This window comes from Streptococcus sp. GMD4S (assembly GCF_000296955.1).
Window position 1 is genome coordinate 32868 of sequence record NZ_AJRE01000032.1, and the last position, 19865, is coordinate 52732.

The window sequence follows — 19865 nt, forward strand, 5'->3', positions numbered from 1 at the left end:
CCCCTTGTAACGAATTCAATTATTCACCAAATTTTTGTTTGATTGTTTCTTTGATCAATGTTACAGCATCGTTAGCAGCTGTCTTAGCATCTTTTTTACCACTTACAGCGTCAAAGAGCATTGTTTTAGCTGGATCCCAAACAGCTGACATTTGAGAAATGTTTGGCATTGGTTGAGCGTTCTTGAACTGTTTGATAACAGCTGTTGTCAACTCATCGTTTTTACCTTCAGCGTATGAACGAGCTTCAGTGTTAGCTGGGATTTCGTTAGTTGCATCGTAGAATGCTTTTTGTTGTTCAGTTGAAACAAGGAAGTCTACAAATTTTTGTGCAGCTTCAAGGTTCTTAGTGCTTGATGGGATGATCCAAGCTTTACCACCACCGAATGGTGTGTATTCTTTACCATTTGGAAGAGTTGGAATAGTAGCAACACCGTAGTTTACTTTAGCATCTTTGAATGCTTGAGCTTTCCAAGGTCCATCGATGATAGCAGCTGTTTTACCTTCTTGGAATTGAGTTTGGATCAAGTTTGCAGCACCTTCAGTATCTTGCATACCTTTAGGCCATTTTTCATACCAAGATTTAGCGTAGTTGACACCAGTGATAGAACCGTCGTTTGCAAGACCGATGTCTTTAGCGTCTTTACCGTTTTGTCCGAATACGTAACCACCGTTACCAGCAAGGAGTCCGTATGCGTAGTAGAAGTTTGTCCAGTCAGCTAGGAATGCAGTAGTTTTGCCATCTTCACCAGCGAAAGCGTATTTGCTGTCTTTAGCAAGTTCTTCTAATTCAGCAAAAGTTTTTGGAGCTTCTTTAAGCAAGTCTTTGTTGTAGTACATAACAAGTGACTCGATAACGGCAGGAGCACCGTAAACTTTACCGTCAGCAGCTGTTACAAGAGATTTAGTTTTATCATCTGTTTTAGCGCCGTCGCTCAAAGTAACTTCTGAAAGTTGTCCGTCAGTACCAAGGCTACCTACACGGTCGTATGGAGCCATCATAACGTCAGCAGCTTGACCTGATTGGTTGTCAAGTGAAAGTTTGTCAAGTCCACCAAGTTGGTCACCTGATTTGATGTTAACTTTTGTACCTGATTCTTTTTCATAAGCTGCAGCAACTTTTTCAGCGTAGGCTTTGTATTGGTCTTCAACGTAGAAAGTGATTTCTTTTGCTTCAGATGAGCTAGTATCAGCTGCTTTATCAGCAGTTTTGCTTCCGCAAGCTACCAAAAGTAAGCTAGCAAGAGTAGCAGTTCCGAGCACAGCAGCGCTCTTCATGAATTTAGATGACATAGTGTATTCCTCCTAAAGAATAACAAAAATAATTTAATGAGAAAACGCAAACGTTTTCTTTTACGAACTTAGTATAGCACAAACAGAAAACGGTTGCAAGCGTTTTTAGGAAATTTTTTAAAAAAATTTTAAGGTTTCAAACATTTGTTAAAGCCCATATATAGGAAAGAACTTAAAATGTTTGTTTTTTTTGAATTGAAAATATATTAGGAAAACGATTGCGTAAATTCGGCTCGGTTTTTCAGAAAATAGAGCAGATATTGGGAATGAATTATCTTAAATCAGAAAATCTTTAAAATTTTTTCGCTTATTTCATAAAATATCAGTGGCAACAAGTTTTGTTTGATTAAAATAATTCAAAAAAATTTTTTAAAAACGCTTGCATTTGTTTTTGAAATGCGTTATACTTAAATTAACGCAAACGTTTGCGCCTTAATTGCGCAACGTTTTATAACAAACACATGAGGTGCTATTATGAAAAAACGTCAAAGTGGTGTGTTGATGCACATCTCTTCTCTGCCAGGAGCATACGGGATTGGATCATTTGGCCAAACTGCCTATGATTTCGTTGATTTCTTGGTTCGTACGAAGCAACGTTACTGGCAAATCCTCCCTCTCGGGACAACAAGCTATGGAGATTCTCCATACCAATCATTCTCGGCCTTTGCTGGAAATACGCATTTTATCGACCTTGATATCTTGGTAGAGCAAGGCTTGCTCGAAGCCAGTGATCTTAAAGGTGTTGACTTTGGTAGCGATGCATCTGAAGTTGATTATGCGAAGATTTACTACGCACGTCGTCCGCTTTTAGAAAAAGCAGTTAAACGCTTCTTGGAAGTGGGAGATGTCAAAGATTTTGAGAAGTTTGCTAAAGACAACCAATCATGGCTTGAACTCTTTGCTGAGTATATGGCGATCAAAGAGCATTTTGACAATCTTGCTTGGACAGAATGGCCAGATGCAGATGCTCGTGCCCGTAAAGCTTCAGCGCTTGAAAGCTACCGTGAGAAATTGGCAGACAAGTTGGTTTACCACCGTGTGACTCAATACTTCTTCTTCCAACAATGGTTGAAATTGAAAGCTTACGCTAACGATAACCACATCGAAATCGTTGGGGACATGCCTATCTACGTAGCGGAAGATTCAAGCGACATGTGGGCAAATCCACACCTCTTCAAGACAGATGCCAATGGTAAAGCAACTTGCATTGCAGGATGCCCACCAGATGAGTTTTCTGCAACTGGTCAGCTTTGGGGCAACCCAATCTATGACTGGGAAGCAATGGACAAAGACGGTTACAAATGGTGGATTGAACGTTTGCGTGAAAGCTTCAAAATCTACGATATCGTTCGTATCGACCACTTCCGCGGTTTCGAATCTTACTGGGAAATTCCTGCTGGTTCCGATACAGCAGCACCTGGTAAATGGGTGAAAGGTCCAGGGTACAAACTCTTCGCAGCCGTTAAGGAAGAGCTTGGTGAGCTAAACATCATCGCAGAAGACCTTGGTTTCATGACAGATGGAGTGATCGAGTTGCGTGAACGCACTGGCTTCCCAGGAATGAAGATTCTTCAATTCGCCTTCAACCCAGAAGATGAAAGTATCGATAGCCCGCACTTGGCACCTGCCAACTCTGTTATGTACACAGGAACACACGACAACAATACGGTCCTTGGTTGGTACCGTAATGAAATCGATGATGCGACACGTGAGTACATGGCTCGCTACACTAACCGTAAAGAATACGAAACAGTGCCACACGCTATGCTTCGTACAGTATTTTCATCCGTTAGCTTCATGGCTATTGCAACCATGCAAGACTTGCTAGAACTAGATGAGTCAGCTCGTATGAACTTCCCGTCTACTCTTGGCGGAAACTGGTCATGGCGTATGACAGCAGACCAACTCACACCAGCGGTTGAAGAAACTTTGCTTGACTTGACTACAATTTATCGCCGAATCAATGAAAATTTGGTAGAATTAAAGAAATAAGACAATATCAGGAGACACATAAACATGTTACCATTAAACGAATTTGTACAAAAGCGTTACAATAAAACCATTGCAGAATGTAGCAATGAAGAGCTTTACCTTGCTCTTCTTAACTACAGCAAGCTTGCTAGCAGCCAAAAACCAGTCAACACTGGTAAGAAAAAAGTTTACTACATCTCAGCTGAGTTCTTGATCGGTAAACTCTTGTCAAACAACTTGATTAACCTTGGTCTTTACGACGATGTGAAAAAAGAACTTGCTGCTGCAGGTAAAGAGTTGATCGAAATCGAAGAAGTAGAATTGGAACCATCACTTGGTAACGGTGGTTTGGGACGTTTGGCAGCCTGCTTTATCGACTCAATCGCTACACTTGGTTTGAATGGTGACGGTGTTGGATTGAACTACCACTTCGGTCTTTTCCAACAAGTTCTTAAAAACAACCAACAAGAAACAATTCCTAACGCTTGGTTGACAGAGCAAAACTGGTTGGTACGCTCAAGCCGTAGCTACCAAGTGCCATTTGCACACTTCACATTGACATCTACCCTTTATGATATTGATGTACCTGGTTACAAGACAGCTACTAAAAACCGCTTGCGTTTGTTTGACTTGGATTCAGTTGATTCTTCTATCATCGAAGATGGTATCAACTTTGACAAGACAGATATCGCTCGCAACTTGACTCTCTTCCTTTACCCAGACGATAGCGACAAGCAAGGTGAATTGCTCCGTATCTTCCAACAATACTTCATGGTTTCAAACGGTGCGCAATTGATCATCGACGAAGCAATCGAAAAAGGAAGCAACTTGCATGACCTTGCAGACTACGCTGTTGTACAAATCAACGATACTCACCCATCAATGGTGATTCCTGAATTGATCCGTCTCTTGACTGCGCGAGGTATCGAGCTTGATGAAGCAATCTCAATCGTACGTAGCATGACTGCCTACACTAACCACACAATCCTTGCTGAAGCCCTTGAAAAATGGCCTCTTGAATTCTTGGAAGAAGTGGTTCCTCACTTGGTACCAATCATCGAAGAATTGGACCGTCGTGTGAAGGCAGAATACAAAGACCCAGCTGTTCAAATCATCGATGAGAGCGAACGTGTTCACATGGCTCACATGGATATCCACTACGGATACAGCGTAAACGGGGTTGCAGCTCTTCACACTGAAATCTTGAAGAACTCAGAGTTGAAAGCTTTCTACGACATCTACCCAGAAAAATTCAACAACAAAACAAACGGTATCACATTCCGTCGTTGGCTCATGCATGCTAACCCAAGCTTGTCTCACTACTTGGATGAGATTCTTGGACATGGTTGGCACCATGAAGCAGATGAACTTGAAAAACTCTTGTCATACGAAGACAAGGCTGCTGTCAAAGAAAAATTGGAAAGCATCAAAGCTCACAACAAACGTAAATTGGCTCGTCACTTGAAAGAGCACCAAGGTGTGGAAATCAATACAAACTCTATCTTTGATATCCAAATCAAACGTCTTCACGAGTACAAACGCCAACAAATGAACGCTTTGTATGTCATCCACAAATACCTTGATATCAAGGCTGGTAACATCCCTGCTCGTCCAATTACAGTCTTCTTTGGTGGTAAAGCAGCTCCTGCCTACACAATCGCTCAAGACATCATTCACTTGATCCTTTGCTTGTCAGAAGTGATTGCTAACGATCCAGCAGTAGCTCCACACTTGCAAGTTGTAATGGTTGAAAACTACAACGTTACTGCAGCAAGCTTCCTTATCCCAGCATGTGACATCTCAGAACAAATCTCACTTGCTTCTAAAGAAGCTTCAGGTACTGGTAACATGAAATTCATGTTGAACGGAGCTTTGACTCTTGGTACTATGGACGGAGCTAACGTGGAAATCGCTGAATTGGTTGGCGACGAAAACATCTACATCTTCGGTGAAGATTCAGAAACTGTTATCGACCTTTACGCAAAAGCAGCATACAAATCAAGCGAATTCTATGCTCGTGAAGCCATCAAACCATTGGTTGACTTCATCGTGAGCGACGCTGTTCTTGCAGTAGGTAAGAAAGAACGCTTGGAACGTCTTTACAACGAATTGATCAACAAAGACTGGTTCATGACTCTCCTTGACTTGGAAGACTACATCAAAGTCAAAGAGCAAATGCTTGCTGACTACGAAGACCGTGACGCATGGTTGGATAAAGTCATCGTTAACATTGCCAAAGCAGGATTCTTCTCATCTGACCGTACAATCGCTCAGTACAACGAAGATATCTGGCACTTGAACTAAGATACAAAATTTATACTAATCACTTTGTAAAAAAAGCGAATTTCAATTGAAATTCGCTTTTTTGAATGATGTGGATTTTAGCCAATCAGGTCTAAAAAGAGATAAATCATAGATACGTTGAAGTTTTAGAAATACTGCTTTTTACTGTATTTCAGTCTCATGATTCTTCGTAGTTGATGGCCTCGTATTTCTTGTATCCGCTTATAATTTGTATTATAATAGCATTGTGGTGAAGAAAGAAGGTGTTTTTATGTGGAAAAAATATTTTTCAAAATATAAATGGACTGATTTATTTTGGATACTATTTGTGGTTTTGTCATCACTCTCGATGGGGAATCGTACTCTTTTTCCACTTACCCATCAAGAAATCTCTTATCATGGGTGCTATTTGGGGATTACACTTGCCTCATTTCACTTATTATTCATTGATAAATTTGTCATTTCGAATCGAAAATAAATGGAGAGGTTAAAATTTTTTCCACTTTTCGGATAGACAGTTGAAAAATCGCGATTTAAACCCACACCTCAAGAAGAGGTGCGGGTTTTTGTCTTATCTGAAAGATTTGTTTACCGTACTTTCCCAACTAGAATCTCTGCTTCAATGGTAATCTCTGTCAGTTGGCTCCAGTCAATCTTGGTATGGTCAACGTGAAAGAGTAAGGGCGTCATGGCAAGCAGGGCTTGGCGTTGCTCAGCCGAGATAGGTTTTGTTAAGGAAGCAATCTGACTAGATTGGATGCTGAAATGTTCCTGGAAATGTTCTTTGATATCTTGGTTGGAATAATCCTTCTTTGTCAGCTGGTCCTGCACCATTTGACGGATTTCTTTGAGGTGATTTTCAGTTGGGATGACCTTGATCAAAATACCGTCTTTGGATAAAACGCGACGGAATTCCCCATAGTTGGCAGGCGAGAAGATATCAAGCAGGATATCCATGCTGGCGTCTTTTATAGGAAGACGAGCCAGGTCGCCGACAAACCAGTTGACCGCCCAGTTTGGTTCGCTCTTGGCAGCGATTTGAACGGAATCTTTTGAAATATCAAAGGCGTAAAAGGTTTTGTCAGAGTGACTTTCTTGGAGTTTACGAGAGTAGAAACCTTCGCCACAACCGATATCCAAGACTGTTTTTGCGGATGGATTAGTTGTTAGTAAGTCCGAGATACCTTCTAAAATAGCCTGATAAAAACCAGCTTCAAGAATTTGCTGGCGGTTTTGGAAGTTTTCCTTGTCGTAGTTGGCAGATTGCTTGATTTGCGGAGCCAAGTTGACATAGCCGAATTTTGCCAGATCAAAAGAATGGCGGTTGCTACACTTGAGGCTAGACTCTACCAAGGCCAGATTTTCTTGGCAGATAGGGCAGGAAAAGGCAGTCGCAGAAGCAAAACGCTGAAGTTTGGGTTTGAGGTTTGTATTCATAGTTTAAGTGTATCAAAAGAGGCAAATGAAAGCAACTTTAGAAATAAGTAGATGGGAGATTCAGTAGAAATAAAACTAATTCTCCAATTTATAGAATAAAATTGCTTTTATATCTAAATTTCTATATAATAATGATAAGGAGGAAATAAGTATGTTAAAAGAAGTATTAACCGTTGCAAAAGTTGCGAAAAAATCATCACTCTTTTTGGGTGGTGTCGCATTTGGTACCCTTGGTTTGAAAATCTTGGCAAGTAAGGAAGCTAAAAAAGGTTATTCTAAAGCTTTGGCTAAGGCTTACAAGTTGAAAGACGGGCTAGATGCATCTGTTTCTGTTGTGAAACAACATGGAGACGATGTCTTGCAAGATGCCAAATATTTGTACGAGCAAGAGAAAAAAGAAGAGCAATTAGATAGCCTTATAGGAGAATAATATGTCTTTTAAAGTGCTACATAGAGGATACCAACATATCCGACTATCATCTTCTTTTTCACTCACCTTGGATATTCAAGACTATCTTCGTTCCTTGGCGAGAGATGAAAAGGGGATTGAGTCTATCCAGTTTTACATGGATCAACAGCACTTTACTCTACGCATAAAAGAAGGCTTTTCTGTATTAGATAATGCAGAAGCCTTTTTAAAAAGAATTGATAAAGGGAAAGTTTCTGAGTTGATGACTCTTCCCATTCGTAGAGAAGAGAGTGCTTATTCTATTGTTTCAGGTGCAGCGATTAAGCGTGTACTTTTTCGTAGTTTTGTGCCGTATCCTATTCGCTATATATGGACTTGTTATCAGGCTTTGGGTTATATTAGAGAAGCCTATCAAACACTAGCGCGTAAGGAACTAACGATGGAAGTCTTGGACTGTTCGGCGATTTTATTGTCCTTGTTTATGAACCAATCCAAGACAGCTAGCAATATCATGTTTATGCTTGATTTGGGGAATCATTTAGATCAGTGGTCTTTGAAAAAAACTGCAACAGATTTAGAACAAAGCCTTCTTGCAAAAGAGAGCGACGTATTCTTAGTACAGGGCGATACGGTTGTTAGTATCAAGAGTTCCGATGTTCAAATAGGAGATGTCTTGGTCCTATCTCAAGGAAATGAAATTCTGTTTGATGGACAAGTAGTTTCAGGTTTAGGTATGGTCAACGAAAGTTCCTTGACGGGAGAGAGTTTTCCAGTTGAAAAAAGAGAGTCTGATTTGGTTTGTGCAAATACAGTATTAGAAACTGGAGAGTTACGCATTCGTGTAACCGATAATCAGATGAACAGCCGGATTTTACAACTGATTGAGTTAATGAAGAAATCTGAAGAAAACAAGAAAACGAAACAACGCTATTTCATCAAGATGGCGGATAAGGTCGTCAAATATAATTTCTTGGGGGCTGGGCTAACTTACCTATTAACAGGTTCTTTTTCTAAGGCTATTTCTTTCCTATTAGTCGATTTCTCCTGCGCTTTGAAAATCTCTACTCCTGTAGCTTATTTGACAGCTATCAAGGAGGGGTTGAACCGTGAAATGGTGATTAAGGATGGGGATGTTCTGGAGAAATATCTGGAAGTTGATACTTTCTTGTTTGATAAGACGGGAACAATCACAACTAGTTATCCTATAGTTGAAAAGGTGTTACCTTTTGGGGACTATAGTGAGGAAGATATTCTCAGAATCAGTGCCTGTCTTGAGGAACACATTTATCATCCTATTGCTAATGCCATCGTCAAGCAAGCTGAGATAGAGGGAATTGAACATGAGGAAATGCATGGGAAACTCCAATATATTGCAAGCAAGGGGATCAAATCTCATATAGATGGCCAACCAGTTCTTATTGGGAATTATGTCTTGATGCAGGATGAGCAGATTCATATCAGTTCAGAACAAAATGCTTTAATTGAAGAGTACAAGAGTCACTACAATCTCTTATTCTTGGCTTATCAGAATGAATTGATTGGAATGTTCTGCATTCATACTCCTTTGAGAAAAGAAGCAAAAGCAGCCTTGGAGAAACTTAAGGCACAAGGGAAAAAATTGATTCTGGCAACAGGGGACACCTTGGTTAGGACAGAGGAATTAGTCAAAGATTTGCCCTTTGATCAGGTCTATACAGACTTGAAACCTGATGGGAAATTTGAGTTAGTAGAGGAACTGCAGAAAGCAGGTCACACGATTTTGATGGTTGGAGATGGATTGAATGACTCAGCGGCTCTAACCCTATCAGATATCGGTGTGGTGATGAATGAGAGTGCAGATATTTCTAAGCAGATGAGCGATATCTTATTGTTAGATAATCGTTTGGATTTCTTCCAAGAGTTGGATTGGCTATCATCATCTTTGCAAACACTCATCAAGAAGAATATTCAAGATACCGTTGTCGTAAATAGTAGTTTGATTGGCTTTGGCTTGTTTAATTGGCTCAGTCCTTCAAACCTCTCTATCCTACATAATCTAACAACCTTACGCATAGTCCTGCGTAGCCTGTCTATTAAGGGATAGGTGGGGACTATTCACAGCAAAAAGGAGTTACCTTTCTCGAGGGTAACTCCTTTGTTTATAGGTAAATGTTTAACAATTTAGTAAGTCAACACAAAGTATTTCTTCTTCCCGCGGCGGATAACAGTGAGTTCGTTTTCTAACTTATCTGCGTCACTCAAGACATAGTCAAGGTCTTGGATACGGTCGCCGTTGACGTAGATAGCTCCGTTTTGGACGTCTTCACGGGCTTGGCGTTTTGAATTCACCACACCAGATGACACGAGGAGTTCCACGATATTGTGGTTTTCGTCTGCTTTTACTTGGTAGTTTGGCACTCCACGAAGTCCTTGTTTGAGTTCTTTGACAGAAAGGTTTTTGATGTTTCCGGCAAAGAGTTGCTCAGTGATGTTAAGGGCTTCTTTGTAAGCTTCTTCTCCGTGAACAAGAGTCACGACTTCACGAGCGAGGACTTTTTGTGCCAAGCGTTCGTGTGGAGCCGCTTCAAACTCTTTGCGGATGTCTTCAATCTCGTCCAGTGACAAGAAGGTAAAGATTTTTAAGAAACGAACAGCGTCGGCATCCATGACATTCATCCAGAATTGGTACATTTCGTATGGAGAAGTCTTTTCAGGGTTAAGCCAAACTGCGTTTCCTTCTGATTTACCAAATTTCTTACCAGTTGCGTCTGTGATGAGTGGAACAGTGATCACGTGACCAGTCTTGTCAGCCTTACGACGAAGCAATTCGGTACCAGCTGTCATATTTCCCCACTGGTCAGAACCACCGATTTGTAGGGTTACGTTGTGCTCTTGGTTAAGGACAAAGAAGTCGTAACCTTGCATGATTTGGTAAGCAAACTCAGTGTAAGAAATCCCTGTCTCGATCCGTTTCTTCACAGACTCCTTACTCATCATGTAGTTGACAGTGAAGTATTTTCCGACGTCACGGAGGAAGTCAATGAAGCTGATGCTGCCAAACCAGTCGTAGTTGTTGACCATGACAGCTTTATTTTCCCCATTTTCAAAGTCAAGAAAACGAGAAAGTTGTCCTTGGATAGACTTGACCCAGCCCTCTACTGTGTCTTTTGTTTGGAGACTACGCTCAGCATCTTTGAAGGACGGATCTCCGATGAGACCTGTAGCACCGCCAACGAGCGCATAAGGTTTGTGACCTGCTAGTTGCAAACGACGACTTGTCAAGATTGCGACAAGGTGACCTAGGTGAAGGCTGTCAGCAGTTGGATCGTAGCCAGTATAATAAGAGACTTGACCTTCTTCTAGGGCTTTACGCAAAGCTTCTTCATCAGTCGTTTGAAAAATCAAACCACGCTCTTTTAGCTCATCAAAAATGTGCATGTGTCTTTTCTCCTTTATAAAATATTGTTTCTACCTATTGTATCACAAACTTGATTAATAGCCTAGTGGAATAGGGAAGAAAGTGGCTATTTTATTGAAAGTTTCCCTTTTATGGTATAATAGAGAAAGCGAGGACATTCATGAAAGAAAGAATTAATGAATTAAAAACAAAAATGCTGCATTTTTTCCAGCAGCTAATGCAACGAATTGTAAAATGGAAGAAAAGACTAGCAGAAAAACTGGCTAATAAGAAAACCGGTAAAAAGGGGGCCTCTTCTGACAAAGTTAGAAAGGCTGGGTCTATTTTTGCTAAAGTTTTGAGTGGGTTTAAAATAGTTTTTAACACTCTCTTTATCCTAGGCTTTATCGGTGGACTGTTTGGCGCTGGTGTAGCTATGGGTTATGGAGTCGCTCTATTTGACAAGGCCCAGGTCCCTCAAGCAGAAGAGTTGGTCAAGCAAGTGAAGGATATTGCCTCCATCTCAGAAATCACTTATTCTGACGGCAGTACCATTGCCTCGATCGAGGGCGATTTATTGCGCACTTCAGTCGCTTCAGATGCTATCTCAGACAACCTTAAGAAAGCCATTGTTGCGACAGAGGACGAGCATTTCAATGAGCACAAGGGAGTTGTGCCTAAGGCCGTTATTCGTGCGACCTTGGGAACCTTTGTCGGTCTAGGCTCGTCTAGTGGTGGTTCGACCTTGACCCAGCAGGTCATCAAGCAGCAAGTGGTGGGGGATGCTCCAACTCTAGCTCGTAAGGCTAAAGAGATTATTGATGCTCTAGCTTTAGAACGGGCTATGGGTAAGGATGAGATTTTGACAACCTACCTTAACATAGCTCCTTTTGGTCGCAATCATAAAGGTCAAAATATTGCAGGTGCCCAGCAGGCTGCAGAAGGAATCTTTGGGGTCAATGCTTCGGATTTAACGATCCCTCAAGCTGCCTTTATCGCAGGGTTGCCACAGAGTCCAATCAGTTATTCTCCTTATGAATCTGATGGTAGTATGAAGAGTGATGAGGACATGGCTTTGGGAATTAAGCGTGCCAAGGATGTCCTCTACAATATGTACCGGACAGGGGCTCTAAGTCAGGAAGACTACGATAAGTACAAAGATTATGACTTTAAGAAAGATTTCCTACCATCAGGTAGTGTTAGCGGTACTTCGCGTGACTATCTCTACTATGCAACCTTGGCAGAAGCTACTGATCGCATGTACGACTACCTCGTCCAACGAGATAATGTTTCTGCGCAAGAATTAAAGAATGAGTCCATTCAGAAATCCTATCGTGATCTAGCCGCTAAGGAAATTGAAAATGGTGGATATAAGATTACGACAACTATCAATAAAAATGTTCATGCTGCGATGCAAAATGCGGTTGCGACCTACGGCTATTTGCTAGATGATTCGACAGGCCAGCCTGAGGTGGGGAATGTCCTCATGGACAACCAAACGGGAGCTATCCTTGGATTTGTTGGTGGTCGTAATTATCAAGAAAATCAGAACAATCACGCTATTGATACCAAGCGTTCTCCAGCTTCAACCACAAAACCTATATTGGCCTATGGTATCGCTATTGACCAAGGTTTGATGGGAAGTGCAAGTATCTTGTCAAACTATCCTACCAACTTCTCAAATGGGAATCCCATCATGTATGTCAATAGTCCTGGTACGGGCATGATGACATTGGGAGAAGCCCTTAACTACTCATGGAATATCCCAGCCTACTGGACGTATCGTACGCTTCGAGAGAAGGGTGTTGATGTCAAAGGCTATATGGAAAAAATGGGTTACGAAATCCCAGAATATGGTATTGAAAGTTTACCGATGGGTGGGGGGATTGACGTTACAGTTGCCCAGCATACCAACGGGTATCAAACTCTGGCCAACAATGGAGTTTACCATAAGAAACATATGATCGCGAAGATCGAGTCAACGGATGGCCGATTGGTATACGAGCACAAGGATGAGCCTGTCCAAGTTTATTCAAAAGCGACAGCAACCATTATGCAAAGTCTCCTTCGGGATGTTATCTCGTCTCGGATTACCTCGAGTTTCCAGACGGACTTGACGACTATCAATCCATCCCTCGCTCGTGCTGACTGGATCGGAAAAACTGGTACGACCAATGAAGATGAAAATATGTGGCTCATGCTTTCTACACCTCGCTTGACTTTGGGTGGCTGGTTAGGTCACGACGACAACCGACCACTAGCCAAAGGAGCAGGTCACTACCGCAATGCCAACTATATGGCCCACTTGGTCAATGCCATTCAGCAAGCTGAACCTGGAATATGGGGGAATGAACGCTTTAATCTGGATCCAAGTGTGACCAAGTCGCAAGTTCTCCGATCTACAGGACAAAAACCAGGCAAGGTTTCCATCAATGGAAAAGAAATAGAAGTTTCTGGATCAACAGTAACGAGCTACTGGGCGACTAAAGAAGGCGCGCCAGTGACCACCTATCGCTTTGCTATTGGAGGAAGCGATGCAGATTATCTGAACGCATGGAAGAATATTCTAGGAAGCATTCCAGCAGTGACTCCTCCAAGCTCAAGTTCAAGCAGTAGCTCTGGAAGTTCAAGTTCGAGTGGCAATACTCAAAGTGGTTCTTCAGGACGTTCACGTCTATTTAATCGTTAGGAAAGAGTAGTAGCAAGGTTAGTAATTTCTCCTTGTTGCTACTTTTTTCTTTGTTGGTTTCGTGTTACAATAATAATATGAATCATTATCAGAAAAAGATTGTTAAGGGAACAGTATATTCGCTACTCTCAGGCCTAATCTGGGGGATTTGTGGGATTTTAGGAGAGTATTTTTTCACTCATTATCCAGTGTCTTCTGGATGGATTACTTCTATGCGTTTACTAGTGGCGGGGAGTTTGGTTTTAGGTCTATCTGCCTTTCAGTTGCGTAGCCGCTTGTTGGACATCTGGCGTGATAAGAAAAATTATCTACCTTTTTTAGCCTATGCTATTCTAGGTATTTTTTCTGTGCAGTTTTTCTTCTATCTCTGCGTTGAGTATTCCAATGCGACGACGGCGACCATTTTGCAATTTATCAGCCCTGTTTTTATCCTGTTTTACAATCGAATCATTTACCAGAAGAAGGCTTCTATTACAGCTGTGTTCTATGTTTTGATTGCCATGCTAGGTGTTTTTTTGATGGCTACAAAAGGGGATTTGTCCCAGTTATCCATGACACCTTTGGCTCTAGTGACAGGTTTGCTCAGTGCAGTAGGGGTCATGTTTAATGTTATCCTTCCCCAACGCTTTGCACGGCGCTACGGATTTGTTCCGACTGTTGGTTGGGGGATGATTCTGGCAGGTCTCTTTAGTAATTTCCTCTACCCTATTTATCGGATAAGTTTTCAAGTGGATCTGGTAAGTGTGCTGATTTGTCTGACGATTGCCGTGTTTGGTACAGCTTTTGCCTTCTTCCTATCTATGAAGGCTGTGTCACTCGTTTCCCCGCTGGTTGTATCAGTGGTGAGTGCTAGCGAACCGCTCTCTTCAGCTTTATTAAGTGTTCTTTTTCTGGGAATGGTCATGGATGGTTTTTTGGCCTTAGCTATGGTGTTGATTATCGTTCCGATGATTTTTTTATCTGTAGAGGAAGCAAAACAAGCCCAGTAAAGATGATTATTTGATAGTTGAGGCTTCAAATTTGAAGCCTTTTTTGGTAGAATAGGTATCATTATAACGAACCAGGAGGCACCTATGACTGCTACAAAAATGAACGCTCAAGAAATTATCCAATTTATCGCCAATGCTGAAAAGAAAACCAGTGTCAAAGTAACCTTTGAAGGAGAACTTGCAACTGCTGTACCTAGCTCTGTTGTCAAACTAGGAAATGTTTTATTCGGAGACTGGAAGGATGTTGCTCCGCTTCTTGAAGGTTTGGTAGAAAATCAAGATTATGTTGTCGAGCAAGATGCTCGTAATTCTGCAGTTCCTTTGCTAGACAAACGTGCGATCAATGCTCGTATCGAGCCAGGTGCTATTATCCGTGACCAGGTTGAAATTGGTGACAATGCTGTTATCATGATGGGAGCTGTTGTCAATATCGGTGCTGAAATCGGTGCTGGAACCATGATTGACATGGGTGCCATCCTTGGAGGTCGTGCTATCGTTGGGAAAAACAGTCACGTTGGTGCAGGTGCAGTTTTGGCGGGTGTGATTGAGCCAGCTAGCGCTGAACCAGTCCGTGTCGGAGATAATGTTCTTATCGGTGCCAATGCAGTGGTGATCGAAGGGGTCCAAATCGGCAGTGGTTCAGTTGTTGCAGCAGGAGCTATTGTTACCCAAGATGTTCCAGAAAACGTGGTAGTGGCAGGTGTTCCAGCTCGTATCATCAAAGAAATTGATGCCCAAACCCAACAAAAAACAGCGCTAGAGGATGCGCTTCGTACCTTGTAAAAATAAAAAGAGGCGGATACTTCTTCCAGCCTCTTTCTTCTATCAAAAGGAGGATCGATAGATGTTAGATTTGATTCAGACTAGACGAGATTTACACCAGATTCCAGAGATTGGCTTGGAAGAGTTCAAGACTCAGGCTTATTTGCTGGATGTGATTGAGAAATTGACTACGGGCAAGGATTTTGTTCAAATTCGTATTTGGCGAACAGGGGTTTTGGTCTATTTGCAGGGAAGCCAGCCAAAGAAGACTATTGGCTGGCGAACAGATATTGATGGCCTGCCTATCGTCGAACAAACAGGACTGCCTTTCGCCTCTCAGCACCAAGGTCGCATGCATGCTTGTGGCCATGATTTTCATATGACTATTGCCTTAGGCTGTCTCGAACGCGCCCTGGAGGAACAACCCAAGAATAATTTGCTCTTTCTATTTCAGCCTGCTGAAGAAAATGAAGCTGGTGGCATGCTCATGTATGAGGACGGTGCTTTTGGAGACTGGCTACCAGACCAGTTTTATGGACTCCATGTTCGTCCGGATCTAAAGGTTGGACAGATTGCGACCAATACCCATACGCTCTTTGCAGGGACTTGTGAGGTGAAGATTCGTTTCAAAGGAAAAGGGGGACATGCAGCCTTTCCGCATGAAGCCAATGACGCCTTGGTGGCTGCTAGTTACTTTGTAACCCAAGTACAGTCAGTTGTCAGCCGCAATGTCAATCCCATCGAGGGAGCGGTGGTGACCTTTGGCCTTTTCCAAGCTGGAACAACCAATAATGTCATTACAGACACAGCCTTTTTGCATGGAACCATTCGCGCCTTGACTCAGGAAATGAGCCTCTTGGTACAAAAAAGAGTCAAGACAGTCGCAGAAGGGGTTGCAGCAGCCTTTGATATGGAAGTCGAAGTAGAACTCAAGCAAGGAGGCTACCTACCTGTTGAGAACAATCCAGCCTTGGCGCGTGAACTGATGGACTTTTTTGAAGAGAAAGATGGAATCGAGTTGATTGATATCGAGCCTGCTATGACAGGCGAGGACTTTGGTTATCTCCTTTCGAAGGTAGATGGCGTTATGTTCTGGCTAGGTATCGATAGTCCCTACGCTCTTCATCACCCTCAGATGAGTCCTAAGGAAGAAGCCATAGCCATTGGGGTAGATGCAGTCTCTAGTTTCTTAAAAAAGAAGGCAGCAGAGTAGAGGAATTGTCTATGAAAGCAGAACTACGCAAGAAAATTTTGCAAGAAATGAAGGCTTTATCTCAGGAGCAAAAACGGGCTATGGATCGAGCTTTAACCGAGCGTTTCTTACATCATCCCTTTTACCAAGAAGCTAAGAACATCGCAACCTATCTCTCTTTCCCTCATGAATTTCAAACGCAAGAACTGATTGAGCAGGCGCTGAAGGACGGCAAGAAGGTTTTGATACCCAAAACCTATCCCAAGGGGCGCATGGAGTTTGTGGTCTATCATCCGCAGCAGTTGGTAAAAACTTCCTTTGGTTTACTGGAACCGCAAGGAGACTTGGAAGTGGTGGAACTGTCTCAGATTGATTTGATTCATGTTCCAGGGCTAGCTTTTACGACAGAAGGCTATCGAATCGGATATGGTGGAGGATACTACGACCGCTATCTAGAACATTTTACTGGTCATACTTTGAGTACGGTTTATCCTTGTCAAATTCAGGAGTTTAACTTGGAAGACCATGATATTCCCGTCCAGGAGGTGCTAATCTATGAAGGAAATCTTTGATAAACGTTATCCTGTGACTAGTTTCTTCCTCCTAGTAACCGCATTGGTCTTTCTCTTGATGTTGGTTCTTACAGGTTTAAATTTTGAACGAGCAGATACCTTGCTTCAGTTTGGAGCCATGTATGGACCGATCATTCGCCTGTTCCCTGAGCAGATTTGGCGCCTTTTTTCGGCTATATTTGTGCATATTGGATGGGAGCATTTCATTGTCAATATGATTTCGCTCTACTTTCTTGGACGACAGGTTGAGGAGATTTTCGGCTCCAAGCAGTTCTTCCTTCTCTATCTCTTATCAGGAATGATGGGCAATCTCTTTGTGTTTGCATTTACACCGAAAGTTGTCGCAGCTGGAGCATCCACTTCTCTCTACGGGTTATTTGCTGCGATTATCGTCCTGCGTTACGCAACTCGCAACCCCTATATTCAGCAGTTGGGGCAATCCTATCTGACACTTTTCGTGATAAATATCATTGGAAGTGTTCTGATTCCAGGAATCAGCCTAGCAGGCCATATCGGAGGTGCAGTAGGCGGTGCCTTTCTAGCAGTCATCTTTCCAGTCAAATGGGAGAGAAGGATGTACAGTACCAGCCAGCGAATCGGAGCAACTGTACTTTTTATCGCACTAGCCATTTTCCTTTGCTATAAGGGAATGACCTATGTGTAGGGGGGATAGTTAAATGCGAGCACCGATTCGGTTGCTAATAAGTCATCTGCAAAGATGGCTTTTTTGTTGCAATCGTCAACAAAAAACAAAGCCCTTATTTAAGAGCTTTGTTTTTCTTCTATTCTCCCTCAGCTAACTCTTTTCCGAGTTGGATGAGGTAGTCTTTCAAGTCATCTTTAACTTGGGGGTGTTTGAGAGCGTAGTCGATGGAGGTTTTCATAAAGCCAAACTTATCTCCGACATCGTAACGAGCCCCTTTGAACTCACGAGCAAATACACGTTGTGTTTTATTGAGGGTATCGATTGCATCTGTCAGCTGAATTTCATTTCCTGCACCTGGAGCTTGGTTTTCGAGGATTTGGAAAATTTCAGGAGTGAGGAGGTAGCGTCCGATGATAGCAAGGTCGCTAGGAGCATCCTCTGGTGCAGGTTTTTCAACGAAGGTTTCAACGCTATAAAGGCCGTCTTTTCCTTCGCCTTGTGGAGCAATAACCCCGTAAGCAGAGACTTCGTCGTGAGGGACTGGCATAACAGCGATAGTAGACGCGTGGGTACGCTCGTAGTCATCCATGAGTTGTTTGGTAAGTGGAACAGCCTTTTCGTCCGTGATATCCATCAAATCATCACCAAGCATAACGACAAAAGGTTCATTTCCAACGAAAGCTTTGGCTTGCAAAACAGCATCGCCGAGACCACGTGGATGTGTTTGGCGGATAAAATGCAGGCGCATGCCGGTTGTCTCATCAACCAGCTTCAAAAGATCGGTTTTCCCTTTTTCTTTAAGGTTATATTCCAATTCGAAGTTTGAATCGAAGTGGTCCTCGATGGAACGTTTTGACTTACCAGTAACAACCAAGATGTCTTCGATTCCAGATTTGAGGGCTTCTTCAACGATAAACTGGATAGTTGGCTTGTCTACGATTGGCAACATTTCCTTGGCCAAGGCCTTAGTTGCTGGGAGGAAGCGAGTTCCCAATCCAGCTGCAGGGATGACTGCTTTTCTGACTTTTTGTTTCATGATGTTCCTTTCTATAAGGGTCTACGACCATTCGTTTTCTGCTTTAAATTCATTGCTCATGATGTCAGTGATTGCTTCTTTGATGTTGACACCTTCGTAGATGACTCGGTAAATAGCCTGTGTGATTGGCATGTAGACACCCAATTCCTGAGCCAGCTCGTAAGCTGCTCGAGTTGTTGAAATGCCTTCGATGACCATGCCCATGTTTGCTTCGATGTCTGCGAGGGATTCTCCACGACCGAGAGCATCACCGGCCCTCCAGTTACGAGAGTGGACAGATGTCCCCGTTACGATCAAATCCCCAACTCCAGAAAGCCCGCTATAAGTCAGAGGATTGGCTCCAAGAGCGACCCCTAGACGGGTGATTTCAGCCAAGCCACGGGCAATGATAGCCGCCTTGGCATTGTCGCCAAATCCTAGACCATGTAGTGCTCCAGCGCCAACTGCGATGATGTTTTTGAGAGCACCAGCGGTTTCAACTCCGATAACATCCGTATTAGTATAGAGACGGAAGTAGTGATTGCTAAAGAGATTTTGGACGTACTGGGCAGTTTCAAGATCTTTGGAGGCTGCGGTAATCAAAGTAATATCGCGTACAATCGTTTCCTCAGCATGGCTAGGTCCTGAAACAACAACGACTTCACTACGAAGGTCAGCTGGAATTTCCTCTTCAAGAATAGTTGATAGACGTTTGTGGCTATCTGGTTCCAATCCTTTGGAGGCATGCATGATGACAACCTTGTGATTGAGCACCTTTGCTACTTGTTGGGCAACCAGTCTCGTTACTTTTGTTGGGACTACAAATAAAACAGCATCCACATCCTTGAGTGTTTCTTCCAAGTCATGATAGGCTTTGATTTTTTCGTCGAGTAGGATATCTTTGAAGTAGCGTTTGTTTGTATGTTGGTTATTGATTTCATCAATTTGGTCAGAAATATTTCCCCAAATTCGAACCTCGTGTCCATTGTCGTTTAGGACCTGCGAAAGGGCAGTTCCCCAAGAACCAGGACCCAAGACAGCGATGGTTTGTTTCTTCATCTTTTCCTCCTTGTAAGAGTTCTTCCTTTCATTTTACCATAAAAAGCCTTTTCATGCATCACCTGTAGATGAAAGCGCACTAATTTATAATAAGGAGACTTCTTTGACAAGATGTCTCTTTTTTGCTAGAATAGCATCAATATGAACGAATGAGAAGGAGCTGACGCAGGATGT

At 42.5% G+C, this 19865-nt stretch carries 16 protein-coding genes; 11 read left to right on the forward strand and 5 right to left on the reverse strand.

Features of this window, described 5'->3' with window-relative positions; genetic code table 11:
• Positions 1-19: 19 nt before the first annotated feature.
• Complete coding sequence (locus tag GMD4S_RS02510; RefSeq protein ID WP_000095461.1) at positions 20-1291, reverse strand: extracellular solute-binding protein; 1272 nt, start codon at positions 1289-1291, stop codon at positions 20-22.
• 474 nt (positions 1292-1765) lie between these two features.
• Between GMD4S_RS02510 and malQ the strand changes: the two genes are divergently transcribed.
• From malQ to GMD4S_RS13720, 3 genes are all read left to right on the forward strand, one after another.
• Complete coding sequence (malQ, locus tag GMD4S_RS02515; protein ID WP_000747317.1) at positions 1766-3283, forward strand: 4-alpha-glucanotransferase; 1518 nt, start codon at positions 1766-1768, stop codon at positions 3281-3283.
• Positions 3284-3307: 24 nt separating this feature from the next.
• Positions 3308-5566 (forward strand): glycogen/starch/alpha-glucan family phosphorylase, encoded by a 2259-nt coding sequence (glgP, locus tag GMD4S_RS02520; RefSeq protein ID WP_000937158.1) that lies wholly within the window; start codon positions 3308-3310, stop codon positions 5564-5566.
• 250 nt (positions 5567-5816) lie between these two features.
• Positions 5817-6023, forward strand: coding sequence for a hypothetical protein (locus tag GMD4S_RS13720; protein ID WP_009013759.1), 207 nt, complete (start codon positions 5817-5819; stop codon positions 6021-6023).
• Between the two features lie 110 nt (positions 6024-6133).
• On the opposite strand, the gene GMD4S_RS02530 is transcribed toward GMD4S_RS13720, so the two are convergent.
• Positions 6134-6982: a putative RNA methyltransferase gene (locus GMD4S_RS02530; protein ID WP_001095535.1), complete on the reverse strand. Its 849-nt coding sequence runs from the start codon at positions 6980-6982 to the stop codon at positions 6134-6136.
• 151 nt (positions 6983-7133) lie between these two features.
• On the opposite strand from GMD4S_RS02530, the gene GMD4S_RS02535 reads away from it, so the two are divergent.
• Complete coding sequence (locus GMD4S_RS02535; RefSeq protein ID WP_000910910.1) at positions 7134-7412, forward strand: DUF6110 family protein; 279 nt, start codon at positions 7134-7136, stop codon at positions 7410-7412.
• A 1-nt stretch (position 7413) separates the two neighbouring features.
• Complete coding sequence (locus GMD4S_RS02540; protein WP_000008775.1) at positions 7414-9474, forward strand: heavy metal translocating P-type ATPase; 2061 nt, start codon at positions 7414-7416, stop codon at positions 9472-9474.
• Between the two features lie 77 nt (positions 9475-9551).
• Here the strand turns inward: GMD4S_RS02540 and tyrS are convergent, their stop codons facing one another.
• Positions 9552-10808 carry a tyrosine--tRNA ligase gene (gene tyrS / locus GMD4S_RS02545; RefSeq protein WP_000546903.1) on the reverse strand — a complete coding sequence of 419 codons (1257 nt, stop codon included), beginning with the start codon at positions 10806-10808 and terminating at the stop codon, positions 9552-9554.
• Between the two features lie 140 nt (positions 10809-10948).
• On the opposite strand from tyrS, the gene pbp1b reads away from it, so the two are divergent.
• From pbp1b to GMD4S_RS02575, 6 genes are all read left to right on the forward strand, one after another.
• A complete protein-coding gene (pbp1b, locus tag GMD4S_RS02550) occupies positions 10949-13456 on the forward strand; it encodes a penicillin-binding protein PBP1B (RefSeq protein ID WP_000664444.1) in 2508 nt (835 codons plus the stop codon).
• Between the two features lie 77 nt (positions 13457-13533).
• Positions 13534-14445 carry a DMT family transporter gene (locus tag GMD4S_RS02555; RefSeq protein ID WP_008284424.1) on the forward strand — a complete coding sequence of 304 codons (912 nt, stop codon included), beginning with the start codon at positions 13534-13536 and terminating at the stop codon, positions 14443-14445.
• An 84-nt stretch (positions 14446-14529) separates the two neighbouring features.
• Complete coding sequence (dapD, locus tag GMD4S_RS02560; protein ID WP_000127448.1) at positions 14530-15228, forward strand: 2,3,4,5-tetrahydropyridine-2,6-dicarboxylate N-acetyltransferase; 699 nt, start codon at positions 14530-14532, stop codon at positions 15226-15228.
• A 61-nt stretch (positions 15229-15289) separates the two neighbouring features.
• Positions 15290-16420 (forward strand): N-acetyldiaminopimelate deacetylase, encoded by a 1131-nt coding sequence (locus GMD4S_RS02565; protein WP_000885096.1) that lies wholly within the window; start codon positions 15290-15292, stop codon positions 16418-16420.
• 11 nt (positions 16421-16431) lie between these two features.
• Complete coding sequence (locus GMD4S_RS02570; protein ID WP_000642760.1) at positions 16432-16971, forward strand: 5-formyltetrahydrofolate cyclo-ligase; 540 nt, start codon at positions 16432-16434, stop codon at positions 16969-16971.
• Entirely contained in the window at positions 16955-17635 is a 681-nt protein-coding gene (locus GMD4S_RS02575) for a rhomboid family intramembrane serine protease (protein ID WP_000658477.1), read from the forward strand. Before GMD4S_RS02570 ends, GMD4S_RS02575 begins: the two co-directional genes overlap by 17 nt.
• A gap of 118 nt (positions 17636-17753) precedes the next feature.
• Here the strand turns inward: GMD4S_RS02575 and galU are convergent, their stop codons facing one another.
• Entirely contained in the window at positions 17754-18653 is a 900-nt protein-coding gene (galU, locus tag GMD4S_RS02580) for a UTP--glucose-1-phosphate uridylyltransferase GalU (RefSeq protein ID WP_000811022.1), read from the reverse strand.
• A 21-nt stretch (positions 18654-18674) separates the two neighbouring features.
• A complete protein-coding gene (locus tag GMD4S_RS02585; RefSeq protein WP_000745029.1) occupies positions 18675-19691 on the reverse strand; it encodes an NAD(P)H-dependent glycerol-3-phosphate dehydrogenase in 1017 nt (338 codons plus the stop codon).
• Between the last annotated feature and the right edge of the window lie 174 nt (positions 19692-19865).

Coding starts and splice junctions, on each gene's coding strand:
- GMD4S_RS02510 (WP_000095461.1), bottom strand. CDS start 1,291: ATGTCATCTAAATTCATGAAGAGCGCTGCTGTGCTCGGAACTGCTACT.
- malQ (WP_000747317.1), top strand. CDS start 1,766: ATGAAAAAACGTCAAAGTGGTGTGTTGATGCACATCTCTTCTCTGCCA.
- glgP (WP_000937158.1), top strand. CDS start 3,308: ATGTTACCATTAAACGAATTTGTACAAAAGCGTTACAATAAAACCATT.
- GMD4S_RS13720 (WP_009013759.1), top strand. CDS start 5,817: ATGTGGAAAAAATATTTTTCAAAATATAAATGGACTGATTTATTTTGG.
- GMD4S_RS02530 (WP_001095535.1), bottom strand. CDS start 6,982: ATGAATACAAACCTCAAACCCAAACTTCAGCGTTTTGCTTCTGCGACT.
- GMD4S_RS02535 (WP_000910910.1), top strand. CDS start 7,134: ATGTTAAAAGAAGTATTAACCGTTGCAAAAGTTGCGAAAAAATCATCA.
- GMD4S_RS02540 (WP_000008775.1), top strand. CDS start 7,414: ATGTCTTTTAAAGTGCTACATAGAGGATACCAACATATCCGACTATCA.
- tyrS (WP_000546903.1), bottom strand. CDS start 10,808: ATGCACATTTTTGATGAGCTAAAAGAGCGTGGTTTGATTTTTCAAACG.
- pbp1b (WP_000664444.1), top strand. CDS start 10,949: ATGAAAGAAAGAATTAATGAATTAAAAACAAAAATGCTGCATTTTTTC.
- GMD4S_RS02555 (WP_008284424.1), top strand. CDS start 13,534: ATGAATCATTATCAGAAAAAGATTGTTAAGGGAACAGTATATTCGCTA.
- dapD (WP_000127448.1), top strand. CDS start 14,530: ATGACTGCTACAAAAATGAACGCTCAAGAAATTATCCAATTTATCGCC.
- GMD4S_RS02565 (WP_000885096.1), top strand. CDS start 15,290: ATGTTAGATTTGATTCAGACTAGACGAGATTTACACCAGATTCCAGAG.
- GMD4S_RS02570 (WP_000642760.1), top strand. CDS start 16,432: ATGAAAGCAGAACTACGCAAGAAAATTTTGCAAGAAATGAAGGCTTTA.
- GMD4S_RS02575 (WP_000658477.1), top strand. CDS start 16,955: ATGAAGGAAATCTTTGATAAACGTTATCCTGTGACTAGTTTCTTCCTC.
- galU (WP_000811022.1), bottom strand. CDS start 18,653: ATGAAACAAAAAGTCAGAAAAGCAGTCATCCCTGCAGCTGGATTGGGA.
- GMD4S_RS02585 (WP_000745029.1), bottom strand. CDS start 19,691: ATGAAGAAACAAACCATCGCTGTCTTGGGTCCTGGTTCTTGGGGAACT.